The following is a 17876-nucleotide window of genomic DNA, read 5'->3' as shown; positions in this document are numbered from 1 at the left end:
CGATGCATTTTTCCGAAATCTTCATCCGCCGCCCCGTCCTGTCGACGGTTGTTGCCGCGCTGATCCTGTTCCTGGGCCTGGCGGCGGCAGTCAACCTGCCGGTGCGTCAATATCCCGAGGTGGAAGAGACGGTGATCACCGTCACCACGGTATATCCCGGTGCCGCACCCGAGCTGATCCAGGGGTTCGTGACCTCTCCCATCGCGGCGGCGGTGTCCACGACAGAGAATGTCGATTACGTTTCCAGCCAGTCCCGCCCTTCGGCCTCTGTCGTCACGGTGCAGATGAAACTGGGGGCGAACCCGGATATTGCGCTGACCGAGGTGATGTCCAAGGTGCAGCAGGTGCGGGGCCAACTGCCTGCCGATGCCGAGGATCCGGTGATCGTCAAAGGGACGGGGCAGACCTTTGCGCTGATGTATCTGGCCGTGCAGAACCCCAACATGACGCCAGAGCAGCTTACCGAATATCTGGAACGCGTGGTCAGTCCGCGCGTCACCAATATCGACGGTGTGGCGCAGATGGAAATCATGGGGGCCGCCGAATATGCCATGCGGATCTGGCTGGATCCGCTGCAACTGTCGGCCCGCGGCGTCACGGCGTCAGAGGTGCTGGCGGCGATCCGGGCGTCGAACTTCCTGTCGGCGCCGGGCAAGACCGAGAGCGAGTATTTCGTCTATAGCCTGACCCTTGAATCGACGGTCCAGACGCCCGAAGCCTTTGGCGCCCTGCCGCTGGCCCAGGGTGCGAATGGCGTGGTCCGGCTGCGCGATGTCGCCACCATCGAACTGGCCTCTGGCAGCAGTGATGCCATCGTGACCTTTGGCGGCAAGCCCGGCATCTTCATCGGGATCGTGCCCGCTCCGGGCGAGAACCAGTTGGACGTCGCCGCGAATGTGCTGGGTGAACTGCCGCGCCTGAACGAGACGCTGCCGCAAGGCATGTCGATCACCATGGTCTACGACTCGACGGAAACCATCGGGGCCTCGATCAGTGAAGTGTTCAAGACCATTGCCGAGGCGGTGGCCATCGTCGTGGTGGTGATCCTGCTGTTCCTGGGATCGTTCCGGTCGGTGCTGATGCCCATCGTCACCATTCCCCTGTCGCTGATCGGGGTGTGTGCAATCATGCTGGCTCTGGGGTATTCCATCAACCTGCTGACGCTGTTGGCCATGGTGCTGGCCATCGGTCTGGTCGTGGACGACGCCATCGTCGTGGTGGAGAATATCCACCGCCATATCGACGAAGGTCAGAGCCCCGCCCGCGCCGCGATTACCGGCATGAAGGAAATCACCGGGCCTGTCATCGCCATGACCATCACGCTGGCCGCCGTGCTGGCGCCGCTTGCGTTTACCGGGGGGCTGACCGGATCGTTGTTCACCGAATTTGCGCTGACGCTGGCGGGGTCCGTGATCATCTCGGGTATCGTGGCCTTGGTCATCACGCCAACCATGTCGGCCCGCCTTCTGCATCATGGGGCACCGGGGCGGTTCCAGCGGATTGTCGACAAGACCCTGACCGGCCTTGCGAACTGGTATGAGCGGCGGGTGTCGTCGTCGCTGGATTACCGGCCTGTGACGCTGCTGATGGTGGCGGCGCTGCTGGGCGCGACGGGGTTCATGTTCCTGAACACCTCGTCCGAACTGGCGCCCGAGGAGGACAGCGGCGGCTTGTTCGCCATCCTGAATGGCCCGCGCTATGCGACGCTGGACTATACCGATACCTTCACCTCCGAGATCGCCCGCCGCACGGCGGATATCCCCGAGGTGCAGACCTCGTTCTCGGTGGCGGGTATGGGCGGCGCGACCAACACCGGCTTCTACATCTGGCCGCTGAAGGACTGGTCAGAGCGTGAGCGCAGCCAGAAGGAGATCCAGACGGAGATCCAGGGCATTCTGGACGGGGCGCCGGGCTTGCAGGGCTATGTGTTCGCCCCGCCCTCGTTGCCGGGCGCGGGGGGCGGTCTGCCCATCTCTATGGTGATCCAGTCGATCCATGCCCCCGAACGGGTGGTGGAAATCGCCGATGAGATCCGCGCCAAGGCGATGGCCAGCGGCATGTTCATTGTGGTGCAGAACAGCCTTGCCTTTGATGCGCCGCAGGTCAGAGTGACCATCGACCGGGACCGTGCGGCCCAGTTGGGCGTGTCGGTTTCGGAAATCGGCAGCACCCTGGGCCTTTTGGTCGGCGGCGCGGCAATCGCCCAGTTCGACCGCGATTCCAACAGCTACGACGTGATCACCCAGGTGCCGCGCGAATGGCGTGACAACCCCGAGAAGCTGACCGAGTTCTTTGTCCGTTCGCGCTCGGGCGATATGGTGCCCCTGTCGTCGGTCGTGACACTCAACCCCGGAGTCGCGGCGGCGGCGATCGAGCAGTTCAACCAGTTGAACTCTGCCACGCTGTCGGCCATGCCGATGCCCGGCCTGTCCACTGGCGTTGCCCTGGCAGAACTGGACCGGATCGCGGCCGAAGTGCTGCCCGACGGATTTTTCATCGACTATTCCGGCCAGTCGCGGCTGGAGAAATCCGAAGGGAACACCATCGTCCTGGCATTCGCTGCGGCTTTGGTGGTGATCTACCTGGTGCTGGCCGCCCAGTTCGAGAGCTTCCGTGACCCGTTCATCATCATGATGTCGGTCCCGCTGTCGATCTTCGGCGCGATGCTGCCACTGTATCTGGGTGTGAGCACGCTGAACATCTATACGCAGGTCGGGCTGATCACGCTGATCGGGTTGATCACCAAGCACGGCATCCTGATGGTCGAATTCGCCAATCAGCAGCGCGAGGATCATGCGTTGTCGCGCCGTCAGGCCATCGTCGCAGCGGCCAAGACCCGCCTGCGCCCGATCCTGATGACCACCGCCGCCATGGCCCTGGCCGTGGTCCCGCTGATCATCGCCGAAGGCGCCGGGGCGGCCGCGCGTCAGGCGATGGGGTTGGTCATCTTTACCGGCCTGATCATCGGAACATTGTTCACCTTGTTTGTCGTGCCCATGTTCTACACCCTGATCTCGCGCAGCGATGCCGACTATCTGTTGCACAAGCAGGATGTCGAGAAAAAGTTCGGTACCGCCTGACATGGCCAGCGGTTCAGCGCGTCAGGTGATATGGAAACTCGGGCCGCTGCCCCGCATCTGCGGGTGGCGGCCACGCTTGCGGATCGCCGGGCCCGGAGACGCCTGTCACATCACCAGTCCCGAGGGAGCCGCAGGATGACGATCACCAGGCAGGACGAACTGGACGGGCTGAGGATGATCGGCCAGATCGTCGCGAACACCATGCAACTGATGTCCAGGGCCATGGAGCCGGGCATGACCACGCGCGAGCTCGACGAGATCGGGCGCAAGAACCTGGACCGCGAAGGGGCCCGGTCCGCCCCGGAATCCACATATGAATTTCCCGGTGCCACCTGCATCAGCGTGAACGAGGAGATTGCCCACGGCATTCCCGGTGATCGCGTGATCGCACCGGGGGATCTGGTGAATATCGACGTTTCAGCCTCCAAGAACGGGTATTTCGCCGATACCGGCGCGACATTCCGTGTCGGTCAGGTCCGCCCCTCGCTGGATCGCCTGTGCCGCGATGGCAGACGGGCGATGCAGATCGGGATTGCCCAGGTCGCTGCGGACAGGCCGCTTGCCGGTATTGGCAAGGCCATCGGGCGCTTTGCCTCCGAGCGCGGCTACACGCTCATCCGCAATCTAGCCAGCCATGGCGTCGGCCGGTCGCTGCATGAATATCCCGAGGAAATCGCCACCTGGCCTTCGCGGCGTGAGAAGCGCCGCATCACCAAGGGTCTGGTGATGACGGTCGAGCCGTTCTTGTCGACCGGCGGGCTTTGGGCAGATCTCGGGGCGGATGGCTGGACGCTGTATAGCGATCCGCGCGCGCCGGTCGTCCAGTACGAGCATACGGTCGTGGCGACAGAGCGCGGGCCGATTGTCGTGACGCTGCCCGGATAGGGCCAGCCAGGCGTCTAGCGCCGGGCGGACCAGACGCGCCACAGCCAGATCAGCAGCATCGCCCCCATAACCGCCCCCACGAAGCCGGCAGCCCAGCCCGCCATGGTGATCAGCGCCCGCAAGACCAGCCCGCCAATCAGCGCGCCGAACACGCCAATGGCGATCGTGGTGGGCACATCGGCATCCAGTTTCATCAATCTTGTGGCCAGAAACCCGGCGGCGGCCCCGACGATCACCAGCATCAGTATCGGCATTCCAATCTCCTGCCTGACGTCGCCGCGCCACTATGCCTCGTGCGCAACGTTGTGTGAAGCGTTTGTGCGCACTTGACATTTGGCATTGAAAACATAGGCCCGCAGCCCTATTTCAAAGACATGTATGACGCACTTGCCCCCATGACCACCGATGCGCTGGATCGCGGCGTTGCCTGGCTTGCACGCGCGGGGTTGCGCCCGACGCGCCAGCGCCAGACATTGGCGGCCTTGCTTGTCGGCGATGGGTGTGACCGGCACGTGACGGCGGAAAGCCTGTTCGCTGCGACGCTGGAGACCGGCGAGAAAGTGTCGCTTGCGACGGTTTACAATACGCTCAGGGCATTCTGTGACGTCGGGCTGATGCAGGAAGTCACGGTTGACGGCGCGCGCAGCTATTTTGATACGCGCATCGACGATCATCCGCATTTCTTCTGGGAAGACACCGCCGAACTTACCGATGCGCCTTCCGAAGGGCTGAACATCGTCAGTCTGCCCAAGGCGCCTGACGGGACCGAGGTTTCCCGCGTGGATGTGGTCATCCGGCTGCGCCGGATCTCCTGATCGGGGGTTTCCCCAGCCGCTGGTCTGTGCCAGCTTGGCAGGGTATCGCCTGACAGCAAGAGTCCCGCAATGACCACCAAACACCGCTTCACGGCCTCGGACGGCGCGAGCATCGCCTATGTCGATCAGGGCGAGGGGCTGCCGCTTCTGTGCCTGTCGGGGCTGACCCGTAATACCAGCGACTTCGATTACATGCTGCCGCATCTGCCAGCGGGCTGGCGGGTGATCCGGATGGACTACCGGGGCAGGGGCGAGTCCGACTGGACGGGCGCCGCCACCTATACCGTCCCGCGCGAAGGCAAGGATGCGGTCGAACTGCTCGACCATCTGGGGATTGGCCGCGCGGCTGTGCTGGGCACGTCGCGGGGGGGCATGATCGGCATGTTCCTGGGGGCCACCGCCAAGGAGCGTGTGGCGGGCCTGTGCCTGAACGATGTCGGCCCGCAACTGGACTGGGAGGGTCTGGGCCGCATCAAGGATTATGTCGGCCGCAATCCCGCCGCCCGGACCATCGAGGAGTATGCAGCGGTCTTGCCGGCCGGCAATCCGGGCATGGACAATGTGCCCGAAAGCCGCTGGCTTGAAGAGGCGCAGCGCCACGCCATGCCGGATGGCAAGGGCGGGTTGAAGATCAACTATGATCCGGCGCTCCGCGAGTCCTTCCTCGATGCGTTCAAGAATGGCTCCCCGGATCTCTGGCCGCTGTTCGATGCCTGCGCGGGGATGCCGCTGGCGTTGATCCGGGGCGCGAATACGGATCTGCTGGGCGCCGAGGCCACGGCCGAAATGCGTCGCCGCCGCCCCGACATGATCTTTGCCGAAGTGCCGGACCGCGCGCATATTCCGTTCCTTGATGAACCGGAGGCGGTGGCCGCGCTTGGCGAATGGCTCGCTGCCGTCCGGGCGCGCGGCAGTCTCTCGTCCTCTTCGCTTTGATCTAGATGTCTTCGGGAAAGGCCAAAGGGGGCGGACAGTCCTCTTTGGCGCTGGTGCTGTGGGGCAGGTCTGCCCGATCTTCTTGCAGCTCTGCCGCCAGAAAGCGTTCGAATCCGTCCAGGTCCACGGGGTCGAACTGACCGAATCCCTGCATCCACACAGACGCCGCGCGCAACCCGTCAGGCTCTAGCTTGCACCATTTCAGGCGCCCGCGCTTTTCCTGGCTGATCAATCGGGCCTCTGCCAGGATTTGCAAATGCTTGGAGATTGCGGCCAGCGACATGTCGAACGGGGCCGCCACATCTGTCACGGCCATATCGTCCTCCAGCAGCAACGCAAGAATTGCCCGCCGCGTCGGGTCGGCAAGGGCCGCGAAGGTTGCGGAAAGCGCGTCGTCTGTCATGGACCTCTGCCGGGCTGCAACGGCCTCTGGACGCAACAGGGGTAGCGGTCGGCGGCCCAAAGGTCAACCGACGGGTTGAATGTCATGGCCGCTGCGCTGCGGCAGGGGCGGCGGTCCGAAAAGCTCGCTATCTTGATTTTGTTTTAAATATCAATGCCTTGTTCATTCTTTCGGTGTGTGGATGCCGTATTGACTCACGCGGCGGTGACACTTAGGTTGCGCCGGACTGCAAAAGGGGCCCCGACGCATGGCGGAAGACCCGGATCCTGCCCGACTGAAGGCGTTGGAAGACCGGCTCGCCGCGTTGAAGGCCAAGGAAAAACCGGCCTCGCGCGGAATGGGCGGTATCGGCCATGGCGAGGCTGCCTGGCGCATGGTGATGGAGCTGGTTGCGGGCATGGGGCTCGGACTGGCGATCGGCTACGGACTGGACAGCCTGTTCGGGACCAAGCCGATCCTGATGGTTGTGTTCGTCCTGCTGGGCTTTGCGGCCGGGATCAGGACGATGCTCCGCACTGCGGCGGAGTTGGGAAAACAAGCCGGGTCAGACCTCGGCAACGAGAAGAGGGACTAGACGTGGCGGCTGAAGGCGGTCTTCCGATCCATCCGATGGACCAGTTCATCGTGAAGCCCCTGTTCGGGGATGGTCCGGTGTACTGGTATACCCCGACCAACGTCACGCTTTGGCTGATGCTGGCGGTGCTTGCCGTTGGTGCGCTGATGGTGCTTGGCACCCGTCGCCGCGCCATCGTGCCGACGCGCAGCCAGTCGGTGGCAGAGGTGCTGTATGGCTTCATCCACAACATGGTGGAAGAGGTTGCTGGCCATGAGGGGGTAAAATACTTCCCCTATGTTCTGACGCTGTTCCTGTTCATTCTCTGTGCAAACGTGCTGGGTCTGATCCCCGGCAGTTTCACCACCACCAGCCATGTCGCTGTGACTGTCGTCCTTGCGATGGGCGTGTTCCTCGGTGTGACGCTCATCGGTCTGGCACGCAAGGGCGTCGGCTTCCTGTCGATGTTCTGGGTGTCGTCGGCGCCGCTGGCCTTGCGTCCGGTTCTTGCCGTGATCGAGGTGATCTCGTATTTCGTGCGCCCCGTCTCGCATTCCATTCGTCTTGCGGGCAACCTGATGGCCGGTCACGCCGTGCTCAAGGTGTTTGCCGGATTTGCAGCCGCCGTGCTGGTTTCCCCTGTCGCCATTGCCGCGATGGTCGGGATCTATGCGCTGGAACTGCTCGTGGCCTTTGTTCAGGCCTATGTGTTCACCATCCTGACCTGCGTCTATCTCAAGGACGCGGTGGGCGACGCTCACCACTAAGGTTCGGTTCCCTATCTCAGCCATTCCAACTCAAGGAGACACCACATGGAAGGCGAACTCGCTCTGCTGGGCAAATACATCGGTGCTGGCCTCGCGGCTTTTGGTCTGGGCGGCGCCGGGATCGGCGTGGGCAACATTGCCGGGAACTTCCTGGCTGGCGCCCTGCGCAACCCGTCGGCGGCTGCTGGCCAGACCGCGACGCTGTTCGTCGGCATCGCCTTTGCCGAAGCGCTCGGGATCTTCTCGTTCCTGATCGCCCTGCTGCTGATGTTTGCCGTCTGATCCAGGGCACCTTCCGGATGGATCTGGCGCCGGGCCGATGACCCGGCGCCGCATCTGATCAAGAATGGTTCCGTTGGAGGATTCACATGGCAAATCATCCCATCCCCATCCTCGAAGAGGTTGCCGGAACCTGTGTGGATGCCAACGGTGGCGCCATCGGGATGCCGCAGCTTTGCGTTGACTGGGTTCCCAACCAGATCTTCTGGCTCCTTGTTGCGCTGGTTCTGATCTATCTGCTGCTGACCCGCATCGCCATGCCCCGCATCGGCGCAGTGCTGGCTGAACGCAAGGGCACGATCACCAATGATCTGGCCGCTGCCGAGGAACTGAAGCAGAAGGCAAAAGACGCAGAGGCCGCCTATATCCAGGCATTGGCCGATGCACGGTCCGAGGCTGCGCGCATTGTTGCCGCTGCCAAGGCAGAGATTCAGGCGGATCTCGATGCAGCAACCGCCAAGGCGGATGCAGAGATTGCCGCACGCGCGGCAGAGTCCGAGCGCCGCATCGGTGAAATCCGCGCGTCTGCGCTGGAAAGCGTGACCGAAGTTGCCAAGGACACCGCCAAGGAACTGGTTCTTGCCCTTGGTGGCAAGGCCGATGCCCGCAGCGTGACGTCTGCGGTCAGCGCCCGGTTGAAAGGATGAAGGCCATGCGTATCATCCTTCCGGCCCTGCTGACCGGCGCCGCCGTGCCTGCCCACGCAGCCTCTGGCCCGTTCTTCTCGTTGCAGAACACCAACTTTACGGTGTTGATTGCATTCCTGATCTTTGTCGGCATCCTGGTGTACTTCAAGGTTCCGGCCATGTTGTCCGGCTTGCTGGACAAACGTGCGGCGAAGATCCAGGAAGATCTCGAGACCGCCCGCAAGCTTCGCGACGAAGCCAAGGCTCTTCTGGCCAGCTACGACCGCAAGCTCAAGGAAGCCAAGGAGCAGGTGGAGCGTATCGTGGCGAACGCCCAGTCCGACGCATCGAATGCGGCGGCGGCGGCCAAGGCCGATCTCGCGTCCTCTATCGCGCGCAAGCTTCAGGCGGCAGAAGAGCAGATCGCTGCGGCAGAAACTTCGGCCATCCGCGAGGTGCGCGAACGCGCCATTGCGGTGGCGGTGGCGGCAGCCGGCGATGTGCTGGCCAAGCAGATGGCAGGCGAGAATGCGGGCGCCCTGATCGATTCGTCGATCACCGAAGTCGGCAAGCGCCTGAACTGACGTTTCGTCCTGAACGTTTCCTGACGCCCGGCAGATTGCCGGGCGTCAGGTATTTGACGCTATTGCAGGATGGCCTGTCGCGGTGCAATCAGCGGTCAGCCAGCGCCAGCAGTACCGCCTGCGCCTCTGGGCTGTTCCAGTCCGCCTCCCCGATCATGCGCGCAACTTCCCGGCCCTCGCGGTCCAGAACCACTGTGACTGGCAGGCCCGCGACGCCCATCTGCCGTGCCAATGTGGATTTCGGATCCAGCAGGACGGGCAGCCGGGTGATGTTCCGATCGTCGAAAAACTTGTCGATGGCCGGAAGCAGATTGCGCCCCGTGGCAATCGTGACCACCGCTGCCCGATCGCCCATCTCGCCTTGCAGCGCATCCAGCGCAGGCATTTCTGCGCGGCATGGGGCGCACCAGGTGGCCCAGAAGTTCAGCAGAACGACCTGCCCATCCCAGTCAGCCAGTGTCAGCTTGCGCCCCTCGCGGTCGGTGAAAGTCGCATCGCCGACCGGCTGAGGTGCGGAATGGACCACCAGCTTGCGCATTTCGCCCAGCCGCAATGCCTCCAATGCGGGATCGGCTGCCACCGGGTTTGCACCAATCGCCAAGGCCGTATAGACAACGGCAAGCATTCCCCTTTTCCGCAGACCCCACAGGTTGACCATGACGCGCACTCCTTCTGATGCCACCCCCGCCGCCAATGCCATGTGGGGCGGGCGCTTTGCCTCCGGTGTGGACGCGATCATGGAGGCGATCAACGCCTCTATCGGGTTCGACCGGCGGCTCTATGCCCAGGACATTGCAGGCAGCCGCGCCCATGCCGCGATGCTGGCCGCGCAGGGCATCATCAGCACTAAAGACGCCGAGGCGATCCGGGAAGGCCTTCTCACGGTGTTGTCAGAGATCGAGGCAGGCAACTTCCCCTTTCGCACCGAGTTGGAAGACATTCACATGAATGTCGAGGCGCGGCTGAAAGAGATCATTGGCGAACCGGCTGGGCGTCTGCATACGGCGCGCAGCCGCAATGATCAGGTGGCAGTCGATTTCCGCCTGTGGGTGCGCGACCAGTGTGATCAGGCCATCGAGGGCATTGGTGCCTTGATCCGCGCGCTGCTGTCCCAGGCCGAGGCGGGGGCAGATTGGGTGATGCCCGGCTTCACCCACCTGCAAACCGCGCAACCCGTGACCTGGGGTCATCACATGATGGCCTATGTCGAAATGCTGGGCCGCGACATGGGGCGGTTTCAGGACGCCCGCGCGCGGATGAACGAATGCCCGCTGGGGGCTGCGGCGCTGGCCGGAACCGGATTCCCGATCGACCGCCACGCGACAGCCGCCGCGCTGGGGTTTGACCGGCCCACCGCCAACAGCCTTGATTCGGTGTCGGACCGCGATTTCGCGCTGGAGTTTCTGGGGGCGGCCTCGATCTGTGCGATGCATCTGTCGCGCTTCGCCGAAGAGCTGGTGATCTGGTCCTCGGCCCAGTTCCGTTTTGTCCGGCTGCCGGATCAGTGGACGACTGGGTCGTCCATCATGCCGCAAAAGAAGAACCCCGATGCGGCCGAGCTGATCCGGGCCAAGATCGGCCGTATCCTGGGCGCCAATGTCGCGCTGTTCACCGTGATGAAGGGTCTGGCGCTGACCTATTCCAAGGACATGCAAGAGGACAAGGAACAGGTCTTTGACGCCGCCGACAGCCTGATGCTGGCACTGGCGGCGATGACGGGCATGGTGGACAAGATGACCGCCAACCGCGCGGTTCTGGCCGTGGCCGCTGCCAGCGGCTTTTCCACCGCCACCGATCTGGCCGACTGGCTGGTGCGCACGCTGGGCCTGCCGTTCCGCGATGCCCATCACGTGACCGGCTCGCTGGTCAAGATGGCCGAGGACAAGGGCTGCGATCTGCCCGATCTGTCGCTGGCCGAGATGCAGACGGTTCATGCCGGGATCACCGGGGATGTGTTCACGGTATTGGGAGTGGATAATTCCGTCCGCTCGCGGCAATCCTACGGCGGGACGGCACCCGATCAGGTGCGCGCCCAGATCGCCCGCTGGAAGGAACGCCTTGCGTGACACGTCTGTCTGTCCTTCTCCTGCTGGTGCCGTTGGCAGGCTGCGTGGCAGACCCGCGTCTGAATGCCGGTCTCTCGCTGGGGGCTGGAGGTCTGGCCGTCCATCCGTCGGTATCGGGCAGGGTGGGTGGCGCACGTGTTTCGATTTCCCCATGACCGGAGACCTATGATGGTTCGTCTTTCCGCCGTGATTTCGCTGTTTGTGTTGGCAGCATGTGGCGCCGACGGCCCGCCGGAACCGCCAAGCCAGGCCGCGCAGAAACCTGCCGTGTCGATCTCGGGCGAAGCGCGTCTGGGCGTCAGCACCACGATCGACTGAACGCCCTCCAGGCGCTGACCCCGTGCAGGGGTCGGCGTGCCCGCGCCCGGTTGCTGCCCGACCTGCCCTCTGCCATACAGTTGCGACGTCAGGACGGGAGCAAGGCGCATGGACCATTTCCTTTACCGCAACGGCATACTTCATGCCGAGGATGTGGCGATCCCCGAGATCGCGGCATCGGTCGGAACGCCGTTCTATGTGTATTCCGCCGCGACCCTGACCCGGCATTACCGCCTGTTCACCGAGGCGCTGTCGCCGATGCCGCATCTGGTGTGCTTTGCAATCAAGTCCCTGTCCAACATCGCGGTGCTCAAGCTGCTGGGCGATCTGGGGGCCGGGATGGACGTGGTCTCGGGGGGCGAATATCTGCGGGCCAAGGCCGCTGGTGTGCCGGGCGAGCGTATCGTGTTCTCGGGCGTCGGCAAAACGCGCGAAGAGATGGCGCTGGCACTGACCGGCGGGATCCGACAGTTCAACCTGGAGTCCGAGCCTGAAATGCGGGTGCTGTCCGAGGTGGCGGTATCGCTGGGCGTGGTTGCGCCGGTCACGGTGCGGGTGAACCCTGACGTGGATGCCAAGACCCACGCCAAGATTGCGACCGGCAAAAGCGAAAACAAGTTCGGCATTCCCATTGCCCGCGCCCGCGAGGTTTATGCCGAAATCGCCCGCCTTCCGGGGTTGAAGGCCGTCGGAATCGACGTGCATATTGGCAGCCAGTTGACCGAACTTGCCCCGTTCGAGGCCGCCTTTGCCAAGGTGCGCGAGTTGACCGGGCTGCTGCGCGCCGATGGCCATGATATCCAGCGTCTCGATCTGGGCGGCGGATTGGGCATTCCCTATACGCGGTCAAACGAGGCGCCGCCGCTGCCAACCGATTACGGTGCGATGATCCAGCGCACCTTGGGCGATCTGGGCTGCGAGATCGAGATTGAACCGGGACGGCTGATTTCCGGCAATGCCGGGCTGATGGTCTCGGGCGTGGTCTATGTGAAGAATGGCGAGGGGCGGGATTTTCTCATTCTAGATGCGGCCATGAACGATCTGGTCCGCCCCTCGATGTATGACGCCCATCATGACATCATCCCTGTGACAGAGCCGCCGGCCGGCAGCCCGACCCAGCCCTTCGATGTGGTTGGCCCGGTTTGCGAAACCGGCGACACCTTTGCCAAGGCGCGTGAACTGCCGCTGGTCGGCGCTGGCGATCTGGTCGCCTTCCGCTCTGCCGGGGCCTATGGTGCGGTGATGGCCTGCGAATACAACACGCGCCCGCTGATCCCCGAAGTGCTGGTGCAGGGCGATCACTTTGCGGTCATCCGGCGGCGTCCGACATTTGACGAAATCCTCGCACGCGATACCATTCCCGAATGGCTGTGATCCCCACGGCCCGGAACTAGGGCACGGATGAAACGCACGGATCAGACGCGGAACCTTACGCTGTGGCGCTTGCGCTGGCAGATTCGGCTGACCTGGGCCGGGTTGCTGGCCGAGCGTATCGTCAGGGCGTTCTGGCCGGTCTGGTCGATCCTGCTGGCGGTCTATGCGGGTCTGGCGTTGGGCCTGACAGAGCGCCTGCCGCAGGTGTGGTTCAACGGGCTTGGCATTGCGGCGGCTGTCCTTGCGCTGGGGTTTGCCGTGCGTGGCCTGCGCGGGCTCAGGTTGCCCAGCCGTGCTCAGGCCATGGCGCGGCTGGATGCAACCTTGCCGGGCCGCCCGCTGGCCGCGCTGACCGATACCCAGGCCATCGGCTCGGGCGAGGTCTGGCAAGCGCATGTCGCCCGCATGTCCGACCGGGCGGCAAAGGCGCGGGCACCCGTGCCCGATGTGCGGTTGAACGCGCGCGACCCCTATGCCTTGCGCTATACCGCGCTGTTGCTTGCGCTTGTCGCCCTGGGCTTCGGCTCGACAGGGCGCCTGGCGGGGATTGCCGGTGTCGGCCCGCAAGGCGCGCAGGCTTTGGCTGTCGGCCCTGTCTGGGAAGGTTGGGTCCGCCCACCGGGCTATACCGGCAAGCCCGCGCTGTATCTGAACGACATCACCGCCGAGGGGCTGGAATTGCCGCAGGGCAGCCGGGTGATCCTGCGCTTTTATGGCGAAGCCGGTGCGCTGGGTGTTGACGAGTCCGTGTCCGGCGCCCCGCTGGAGCAGACCGCCGCCCAAGGCGCCGAATTCACCGTCGAGCGTCATGGCCGGATAGAGATCACCGGCCCCAACGGGCGGGGGTGGGACATTGGCGTCCTGCGCGACCTTCCGCCCACCATCGCCGCCACCGCCACGCCGGAACGCGAGGCGGATGGCCGCATGAAGCTGCCCTTTACGGCCTCTGATGATTATGGCGTGGTGGCGGGACGCGCACAGATTGCCCTGGACCTCCCCGAGGTTGACCGTCGTCATGGGCTTGCCGCGGCGCCAGAGCCGCGCGAACCGGTGGTTCTGGACCTGCCGCTGCCCTTCACAGGCAGCCGGACCGAAATCATGGAAACCTTGCTGGATGACCTGTCCAAGCACCCGTTCGCAAACCTGCCTGTACAGATCCGGCTGAGTGCCGAGGATGCGCCCGGTCAGTCCGGCGAGGCAGAGCCGCTTGCAACCATCCTGCCCGGAAAACGCTTTTTCGATCCCTTGGCCGCGGCGGTGGCCGAAGCACGGCGCGACATTCTGTGGACTGCCGAAAATGCCGTGCGCGCGGCCCAGATCCTGCGCGCTGTGACCCACCTGCCCGAGAATTTCATCCGCAACGAGCGCGCGTTCTTGCGGTTGCGCGTGGCGATCCGTCAGCTTGAAGGCGCGATGACGCCCGAATTGCGTGACCAATTGTCCGATGAGTTGTGGGAAATCGCCCTGTTGATGGAGCAGGGCGATCTTGCTTCGGCGCTGGAGCGGTTGAAGCGCGCCCAGGACCGGCTGGACGAGGCGATGAAGAACGGAGCGTCAGAGTCGGAAATCGCCGAGCTGATGCAGGAGCTGCGCGACGCGCTGGACAACTACATGCGCCAACTGGCCCAAGAGGCCGACCGCGCCCCGGATCAGCAGATGTCCGACATGCAGGGAATGCAGATGACGGGCGATCAACTGCAACAGTTGCTCGACAAGCTGCAAGAGCTGATGGAACAGGGCCGTATGGCCGAGGCGCAGGAACTGATGGAGATGCTGCGCCAGTTGATGGAAAACATGCAGGTCACGCAAGGGCAGGGCGGGCAAGGCGATGGGCAGGGGCGGATGCGCGATCTGGCCGATACCCTGCGCGAACAGCAGGGCCTGTCGGACGAGGCGTTCCGCGACATGCAAGAGGGCATGGATCGCAACATGGGTCGGCAACCCGGTTCGCAGGGCGAACAGGGCCAAGGCGAACAGGGCGAGGGCGAAGGCGAGCAAGGCCGGGGCGGGCAGGGACAAGGCAGAGAGGGCGCCGAAGGAGGAGAAGGCCAGGGCGGCGAACGCGGCCTTGCCGATCGGCAGCGCGATCTGCGCAACCGTCTGCGCGCCTTGGGTCAGGCCGAGATGCCCGGCGAGGGATCAGAGCGCGGACAGGCCGGGCGGCAGGCGCTGGACCGTGCCGGGCGCGCCATGGAGGGGGCAGAGCAGGCCCTGCGCGATGGCGATACCCCCCGTGCGCTGGATCGCCAGGCCGAGGCGATGGAAGCCTTGCGTGAAGGAATGCGCGAATTCGGCGAGGCGATGGCCGAAGAGCGCCGCGAGCGGGGGGGCGATGGCCCCGGCGAGCAATTCGGCGAAGGGGATCCACGCGGCCAACGCGATCCTCTTGGTCGGGATCCCTCCGGGCGCAACCTGCGCGGCCCGACGGAGGGCGGCCCGCTGGCGGATGGCGAAGATCCCTATCGCCGGGCGCTGGACCTGTTGCAGGAGTTGCGCCGCCGTTCCGGGGATCTGGGCCGTAGCGAAGATGAGCGGGACTATCTGCGACGGCTGCTTGACCAGTTCTGATCCGGCCGCAGTTCCGCCTTGGCCGTTTCATCAACGGCCAAGGCGCCGCCAGTGCATCGCGCGAGGGTCAGTCGGGGAATGCAGACCGCACAGCGGCTTCGCAATGCGCAGCAAGCGCCTTGCGGCTTGGGAAATCCGCAACCCGGACCGGAGGGTGGAACACGACCTCGATTGATCCTTGCCGTCTTGCCGCGAGAACCTTCAGCAGATGCGGGGCAAAGCCCATGTCGCCCCACCAGCCATAGAACCGTGCATCCTGCCCCTTGGGGCCGCGATAGACCAGCGTGACGGGTTGAACGGACAGGATCTGGTCCAGACCATCGGCAAAGAACGCCGCGAACAGCGTGGACTTGAAGGGCAATACCCGCAGCCCGTCGGTGGATGTTCCTTCGGGAAAGAACAACAGCTTGTGCCCGGCGCGCAGCCTGGCCTCGAACAGGTTCTTCTGCGCCAGCGCCTCGGATCCCTTGCGCTGGATGAATACGGTGCCGGTGGCGCGTGCCAGCCAACCGATGCCGGGCCAGCCGGCAACTTCGGATTTCGAGACGAAGTAGATGCGCTGGGGCGCGTTCAGGGTGAAGATGTCCAGCCAACTGACATGGTTGGCCACCACAGCCCCGCGTTCGGCCATCGGGGTGCCGCGTGTGGAAAACCTGATCCCCAGAATCAGAAACGCCGCGCGGCACACGAATTGCGTGACCCATGGTGTGACCGGGCGTTGCAGGCCGAACAGCGGCCGTTCGATCACGCGCAGCAGTAGCAGGATGACAAGGCTGCCATAGGTCACGCCCCCCAGAAGCAGCCCCCGCACAACCACCCGCAACCAGCCCATGGGACCGATGCGCGGTGGTTCGGGATCGTCTCCCGCACCAGACCACAAGGTTGTCACCCCGGCGCCCCCTGCTTGCGCACATAGAAGTCGCGGTGTTTCTCTGACATGCGCGCCGTGTCCATCAGCAGGCAGACATCTGTCGTGTTAAATGCGCGGTCGATCCAGGCGCCATCGCCGACAAATCCGCCCAGCCGCAGATAGGCCTTGATCAATGCGGGCGTGGCCGACATGGCCGCCCGCCGGTCGATCTGGTCCGGCGGCAGCAGGTCCATTTCCAACCGGTTCGGCGCACGGGCGCGGACCCGCAAGTCCACCGGCGCCAGATGGTTGTGGTACAGATATGCTAATGGCTGTCGCAGCGCCGTGCTGTCGATGCCGTGAAAACTGGCAACGCCGAACAGAATCTCGATGTCGCGGTCCAGAACATACTGGGCCAGCGCGTTCCACAGATGGAACATTGCCGTGCCCCCCCGATAGTCCGGGTGCACACAGGACCGACCGAGTTCCAGCAGCCTGCGCCCTGTCGCCTTCAGTGGCGCAAGATCGTATTCGCTTTCGGAATAGTAACGGCCCAACCGGGCGGCCCGATCACTGGGCAACAGGCGATAGACACCGACCACATCGTCAAGTGCCGCACCGTCGCGCCGGGTGTCGATCAGGAGCATATGGTCGAAATGCGGGTCGAACTCGTCGATTTCCAGCCGCTGGTCGTGGTCCACCATCGGGCCGCTGCCGTTCAGTTCGTGAACGAACACCTCGTATCGCAACCGCTGCGCTGCGCGCAGGTCGCGGTCGTCTCCGGCAAGACGTATGGCGAAATGCGGCTCGATCGGGGTCATCGCGGCAGGTTGGTCCAGGCAGCGCCGAAGGGTTCCGGCAAGGTCAGCGGGTTTTACCAGCGCAGGGGCACATTGCAACTGAAACCGGCGCCGAACACGCAATGGTTGCCTGGCTGGCGCGGAATGCTATCCTGAGGCGGTTCAACGGTGCACGAGTTCCAGCGCCACATGGTCCGACATCAGGACGACCTTGCCTGCGTTCTCGAAATTCACAGTGACCCGACCGGAGATGTTCGACTGCACCTGCCCCAACCCCCAATCGGGTTGGTTCGGGTGCCGCACCATCATTCCGGGTTCCAGCATGTCGTTCAGGCTTCGCATGTTCGAGGCTCCTGTGTCCGAGGGGACGTGATGACCGACCAGACCGACCTTGCCGCACTGTTGGCTGCGCGTATCTGCCATGATCTTATCAGCCCCTTGGGCGCCATCGGCAACGGGGTGGAGTTGCTTATGCTGGACGGCGCGGGGGATCGGCCGGAAATCGCCCTGATCGCGGAAAGTGTGGCCAGCGCCAATGCGCGCATCCGTTTCCTGCGCGTGGCCTTCGGCATTGCCGGGGCCGAACAGCGGCTGGGCCAGCCAGAGATTGCCGGTCTGCTGGCCGACTGGACGCATGGCGGCCGTCTGCGCGTGGATTGGCAAGCCGCCGGGGATCATGCGCGCCCCGATGTCCAGCGGGCCTTTCTGGCATTGATGTGTCTGGAGGTGGCGCTGCCGCTGGGCGGATTGATCGTCGTGACGCGGCCCGGAGCGCGGTGGGTGTTGTCCGCCAGCGGGCGGCGCATCCGCAGCGAGGGTATTCCGTGGGTGTTGCTGACCGATGCCGAGGTTGCGGTGGATCTGACTGCGCCGCAGGTGCAGTTCGGCTTGCTGCGGGCGGGCCTGCTGCGAGGGCCCGGCCTGGCCGGGCTGACCCTGGCCGAGGACGGGATCGAACTGGTCATGGGGTGA

The 17876-nt window shown here is 64.3% G+C and carries 20 protein-coding genes; 14 read left to right on the top strand and 6 right to left on the bottom strand.

Annotated features, from left to right (window positions below; genetic code table 11):
• Nucleotides 1-2: 2 nt before the first annotated feature.
• Entirely contained in the window at nucleotides 3-3080 is a 3078-nt protein-coding gene (locus tag BW970_RS13665) for an efflux RND transporter permease subunit (RefSeq protein WP_076532248.1), read from the top strand.
• Between the two features lie 135 nt (nucleotides 3081-3215).
• Entirely contained in the window at nucleotides 3216-3965 is a 750-nt protein-coding gene (gene map / locus BW970_RS13660) for a type I methionyl aminopeptidase (RefSeq protein ID WP_076532246.1), read from the top strand.
• A gap of 14 nt (nucleotides 3966-3979) precedes the next feature.
• Here map and BW970_RS13655 read toward each other — a convergent pair whose 3' ends face one another.
• Nucleotides 3980-4219 carry a GlsB/YeaQ/YmgE family stress response membrane protein gene (locus BW970_RS13655; RefSeq protein WP_076532244.1) on the bottom strand — a complete coding sequence of 80 codons (240 nt, stop codon included), beginning with the start codon at nucleotides 4217-4219 and terminating at the stop codon, nucleotides 3980-3982.
• Nucleotides 4220-4339: 120 nt separating this feature from the next.
• On the opposite strand from BW970_RS13655, the gene irr reads away from it, so the two are divergent.
• Nucleotides 4340-4780, top strand: coding sequence for a Fur family transcriptional regulator Irr (gene irr / locus BW970_RS13650; RefSeq protein ID WP_308469326.1), 441 nt, complete (start codon nucleotides 4340-4342; stop codon nucleotides 4778-4780).
• A 69-nt stretch (nucleotides 4781-4849) separates the two neighbouring features.
• Nucleotides 4850-5716, top strand: coding sequence for an alpha/beta fold hydrolase (locus tag BW970_RS13645; protein WP_076532242.1), 867 nt, complete (start codon nucleotides 4850-4852; stop codon nucleotides 5714-5716).
• A gap of 1 nt (nucleotide 5717) precedes the next feature.
• On the opposite strand, the gene BW970_RS13640 is transcribed toward BW970_RS13645, so the two are convergent.
• Nucleotides 5718-6119, bottom strand: a complete 402-nt coding sequence (locus BW970_RS13640) for an ArsR/SmtB family transcription factor (protein ID WP_076532240.1) — start codon at nucleotides 6117-6119, stop codon at nucleotides 5718-5720.
• Between the two features lie 247 nt (nucleotides 6120-6366).
• Between BW970_RS13640 and BW970_RS13635 the strand changes: the two genes are divergently transcribed.
• The 5 genes from BW970_RS13635 (at nucleotide 6367) to BW970_RS13615 (ending at nucleotide 8928) form a co-directional block, all read left to right on the top strand.
• Nucleotides 6367-6693, top strand: a complete 327-nt coding sequence (locus tag BW970_RS13635; RefSeq protein WP_076532238.1) for an AtpZ/AtpI family protein — start codon at nucleotides 6367-6369, stop codon at nucleotides 6691-6693.
• A gap of 35 nt (nucleotides 6694-6728) precedes the next feature.
• Complete coding sequence (locus BW970_RS13630; RefSeq protein ID WP_076532370.1) at nucleotides 6729-7439, top strand: F0F1 ATP synthase subunit A; 711 nt, start codon at nucleotides 6729-6731, stop codon at nucleotides 7437-7439.
• A gap of 45 nt (nucleotides 7440-7484) precedes the next feature.
• Entirely contained in the window at nucleotides 7485-7721 is a 237-nt protein-coding gene (locus tag BW970_RS13625; RefSeq protein WP_076532236.1) for a F0F1 ATP synthase subunit C, read from the top strand.
• A gap of 86 nt (nucleotides 7722-7807) precedes the next feature.
• Nucleotides 7808-8365 carry a F0F1 ATP synthase subunit B' gene (locus BW970_RS13620; RefSeq protein ID WP_076532234.1) on the top strand — a complete coding sequence of 186 codons (558 nt, stop codon included), beginning with the start codon at nucleotides 7808-7810 and terminating at the stop codon, nucleotides 8363-8365.
• A gap of 5 nt (nucleotides 8366-8370) precedes the next feature.
• Nucleotides 8371-8928 carry a F0F1 ATP synthase subunit B family protein gene (locus BW970_RS13615; protein WP_076532232.1) on the top strand — a complete coding sequence of 186 codons (558 nt, stop codon included), beginning with the start codon at nucleotides 8371-8373 and terminating at the stop codon, nucleotides 8926-8928.
• Nucleotides 8929-9016: 88 nt separating this feature from the next.
• Here the strand turns inward: BW970_RS13615 and BW970_RS13610 are convergent, their stop codons facing one another.
• Entirely contained in the window at nucleotides 9017-9553 is a 537-nt protein-coding gene (locus BW970_RS13610) for a TlpA family protein disulfide reductase (protein WP_229740511.1), read from the bottom strand.
• A 31-nt stretch (nucleotides 9554-9584) separates the two neighbouring features.
• Between BW970_RS13610 and argH the strand changes: the two genes are divergently transcribed.
• The 4 genes from argH to BW970_RS13595 all read left to right on the top strand — a co-directional run bounded on the left by argH (nucleotide 9585) and on the right by BW970_RS13595 (nucleotide 15254).
• Entirely contained in the window at nucleotides 9585-10994 is a 1410-nt protein-coding gene (gene argH / locus BW970_RS13605; RefSeq protein WP_076532228.1) for an argininosuccinate lyase, read from the top strand.
• A gap of 168 nt (nucleotides 10995-11162) precedes the next feature.
• Nucleotides 11163-11312, top strand: coding sequence for a hypothetical protein (locus BW970_RS20935; protein ID WP_188475564.1), 150 nt, complete (start codon nucleotides 11163-11165; stop codon nucleotides 11310-11312).
• A 108-nt stretch (nucleotides 11313-11420) separates the two neighbouring features.
• Complete coding sequence (gene lysA / locus BW970_RS13600) at nucleotides 11421-12686, top strand: diaminopimelate decarboxylase (protein ID WP_076532226.1); 1266 nt, start codon at nucleotides 11421-11423, stop codon at nucleotides 12684-12686.
• Nucleotides 12687-12713: 27 nt separating this feature from the next.
• Complete coding sequence (locus BW970_RS13595) at nucleotides 12714-15254, top strand: DUF4175 domain-containing protein (RefSeq protein WP_076532224.1); 2541 nt, start codon at nucleotides 12714-12716, stop codon at nucleotides 15252-15254.
• A gap of 67 nt (nucleotides 15255-15321) precedes the next feature.
• Here BW970_RS13595 and BW970_RS13590 read toward each other — a convergent pair whose 3' ends face one another.
• The 3 genes from BW970_RS13590 to BW970_RS13580 all read right to left on the bottom strand — a co-directional run bounded on the left by BW970_RS13590 (nucleotide 15322) and on the right by BW970_RS13580 (nucleotide 17246).
• On the bottom strand, nucleotides 15322-16134 hold the full coding sequence (locus tag BW970_RS13590; RefSeq protein ID WP_443093464.1) for a lyso-ornithine lipid O-acyltransferase: 813 nt from the start codon (nucleotides 16132-16134) through the stop codon (nucleotides 15322-15324).
• A 5-nt stretch (nucleotides 16135-16139) separates the two neighbouring features.
• Nucleotides 16140-16925 carry an L-ornithine N(alpha)-acyltransferase gene (locus BW970_RS13585; RefSeq protein ID WP_076532222.1) on the bottom strand — a complete coding sequence of 262 codons (786 nt, stop codon included), beginning with the start codon at nucleotides 16923-16925 and terminating at the stop codon, nucleotides 16140-16142.
• A 141-nt stretch (nucleotides 16926-17066) separates the two neighbouring features.
• Nucleotides 17067-17246: a DUF3553 domain-containing protein gene (locus BW970_RS13580; protein ID WP_144038951.1), complete on the bottom strand. Its 180-nt coding sequence runs from the start codon at nucleotides 17244-17246 to the stop codon at nucleotides 17067-17069.
• A gap of 30 nt (nucleotides 17247-17276) precedes the next feature.
• On the opposite strand from BW970_RS13580, the gene BW970_RS13575 reads away from it, so the two are divergent.
• Nucleotides 17277-17876, top strand: coding sequence for a histidine phosphotransferase family protein (locus BW970_RS13575; protein WP_076532220.1), 600 nt, complete (start codon nucleotides 17277-17279; stop codon nucleotides 17874-17876).

The organism is Gemmobacter megaterium, from assembly GCF_900156815.1.
In the GTDB taxonomy this organism is placed as follows: domain Bacteria; phylum Pseudomonadota; class Alphaproteobacteria; order Rhodobacterales; family Rhodobacteraceae; genus Wagnerdoeblera; species Wagnerdoeblera megaterium.
Note: the sequence above shows the minus strand (reverse complement) of the source record. Positions and strands in the feature narration are given on the sequence as shown.

Excerpts from the sequence above, each read along its gene's own strand:
- BW970_RS13640 (WP_076532240.1), bottom strand. The coding sequence starts at position 6,119 with ATGACAGACGACGCGCTTTCCGCAACCTTCGCGGCCCTTGCCGACCCG.
- BW970_RS13635 (WP_076532238.1), top strand. The coding sequence starts at position 6,367 with ATGGCGGAAGACCCGGATCCTGCCCGACTGAAGGCGTTGGAAGACCGG.
- BW970_RS13615 (WP_076532232.1), top strand. The coding sequence starts at position 8,371 with ATGCGTATCATCCTTCCGGCCCTGCTGACCGGCGCCGCCGTGCCTGCC.
- irr (WP_308469326.1), top strand. The coding sequence starts at position 4,340 with ATGTATGACGCACTTGCCCCCATGACCACCGATGCGCTGGATCGCGGC.
- BW970_RS13645 (WP_076532242.1), top strand. The coding sequence starts at position 4,850 with ATGACCACCAAACACCGCTTCACGGCCTCGGACGGCGCGAGCATCGCC.
- map (WP_076532246.1), top strand. The coding sequence starts at position 3,216 with ATGACGATCACCAGGCAGGACGAACTGGACGGGCTGAGGATGATCGGC.
- BW970_RS13620 (WP_076532234.1), top strand. The coding sequence starts at position 7,808 with ATGGCAAATCATCCCATCCCCATCCTCGAAGAGGTTGCCGGAACCTGT.
- lysA (WP_076532226.1), top strand. The coding sequence starts at position 11,421 with ATGGACCATTTCCTTTACCGCAACGGCATACTTCATGCCGAGGATGTG.
- BW970_RS13630 (WP_076532370.1), top strand. The coding sequence starts at position 6,729 with ATGGACCAGTTCATCGTGAAGCCCCTGTTCGGGGATGGTCCGGTGTAC.
- argH (WP_076532228.1), top strand. The coding sequence starts at position 9,585 with ATGACGCGCACTCCTTCTGATGCCACCCCCGCCGCCAATGCCATGTGG.
- BW970_RS13580 (WP_144038951.1), bottom strand. The coding sequence starts at position 17,246 with ATGCGAAGCCTGAACGACATGCTGGAACCCGGAATGATGGTGCGGCAC.
- BW970_RS13655 (WP_076532244.1), bottom strand. The coding sequence starts at position 4,219 with ATGCCGATACTGATGCTGGTGATCGTCGGGGCCGCCGCCGGGTTTCTG.
- BW970_RS13625 (WP_076532236.1), top strand. The coding sequence starts at position 7,485 with ATGGAAGGCGAACTCGCTCTGCTGGGCAAATACATCGGTGCTGGCCTC.
- BW970_RS13595 (WP_076532224.1), top strand. The coding sequence starts at position 12,714 with ATGAAACGCACGGATCAGACGCGGAACCTTACGCTGTGGCGCTTGCGC.
- BW970_RS13575 (WP_076532220.1), top strand. The coding sequence starts at position 17,277 with ATGACCGACCAGACCGACCTTGCCGCACTGTTGGCTGCGCGTATCTGC.
- BW970_RS20935 (WP_188475564.1), top strand. The coding sequence starts at position 11,163 with ATGGTTCGTCTTTCCGCCGTGATTTCGCTGTTTGTGTTGGCAGCATGT.
- BW970_RS13610 (WP_229740511.1), bottom strand. The coding sequence starts at position 9,553 with ATGCTTGCCGTTGTCTATACGGCCTTGGCGATTGGTGCAAACCCGGTG.
- BW970_RS13585 (WP_076532222.1), bottom strand. The coding sequence starts at position 16,925 with ATGACCCCGATCGAGCCGCATTTCGCCATACGTCTTGCCGGAGACGAC.
- BW970_RS13665 (WP_076532248.1), top strand. The coding sequence starts at position 3 with ATGCATTTTTCCGAAATCTTCATCCGCCGCCCCGTCCTGTCGACGGTT.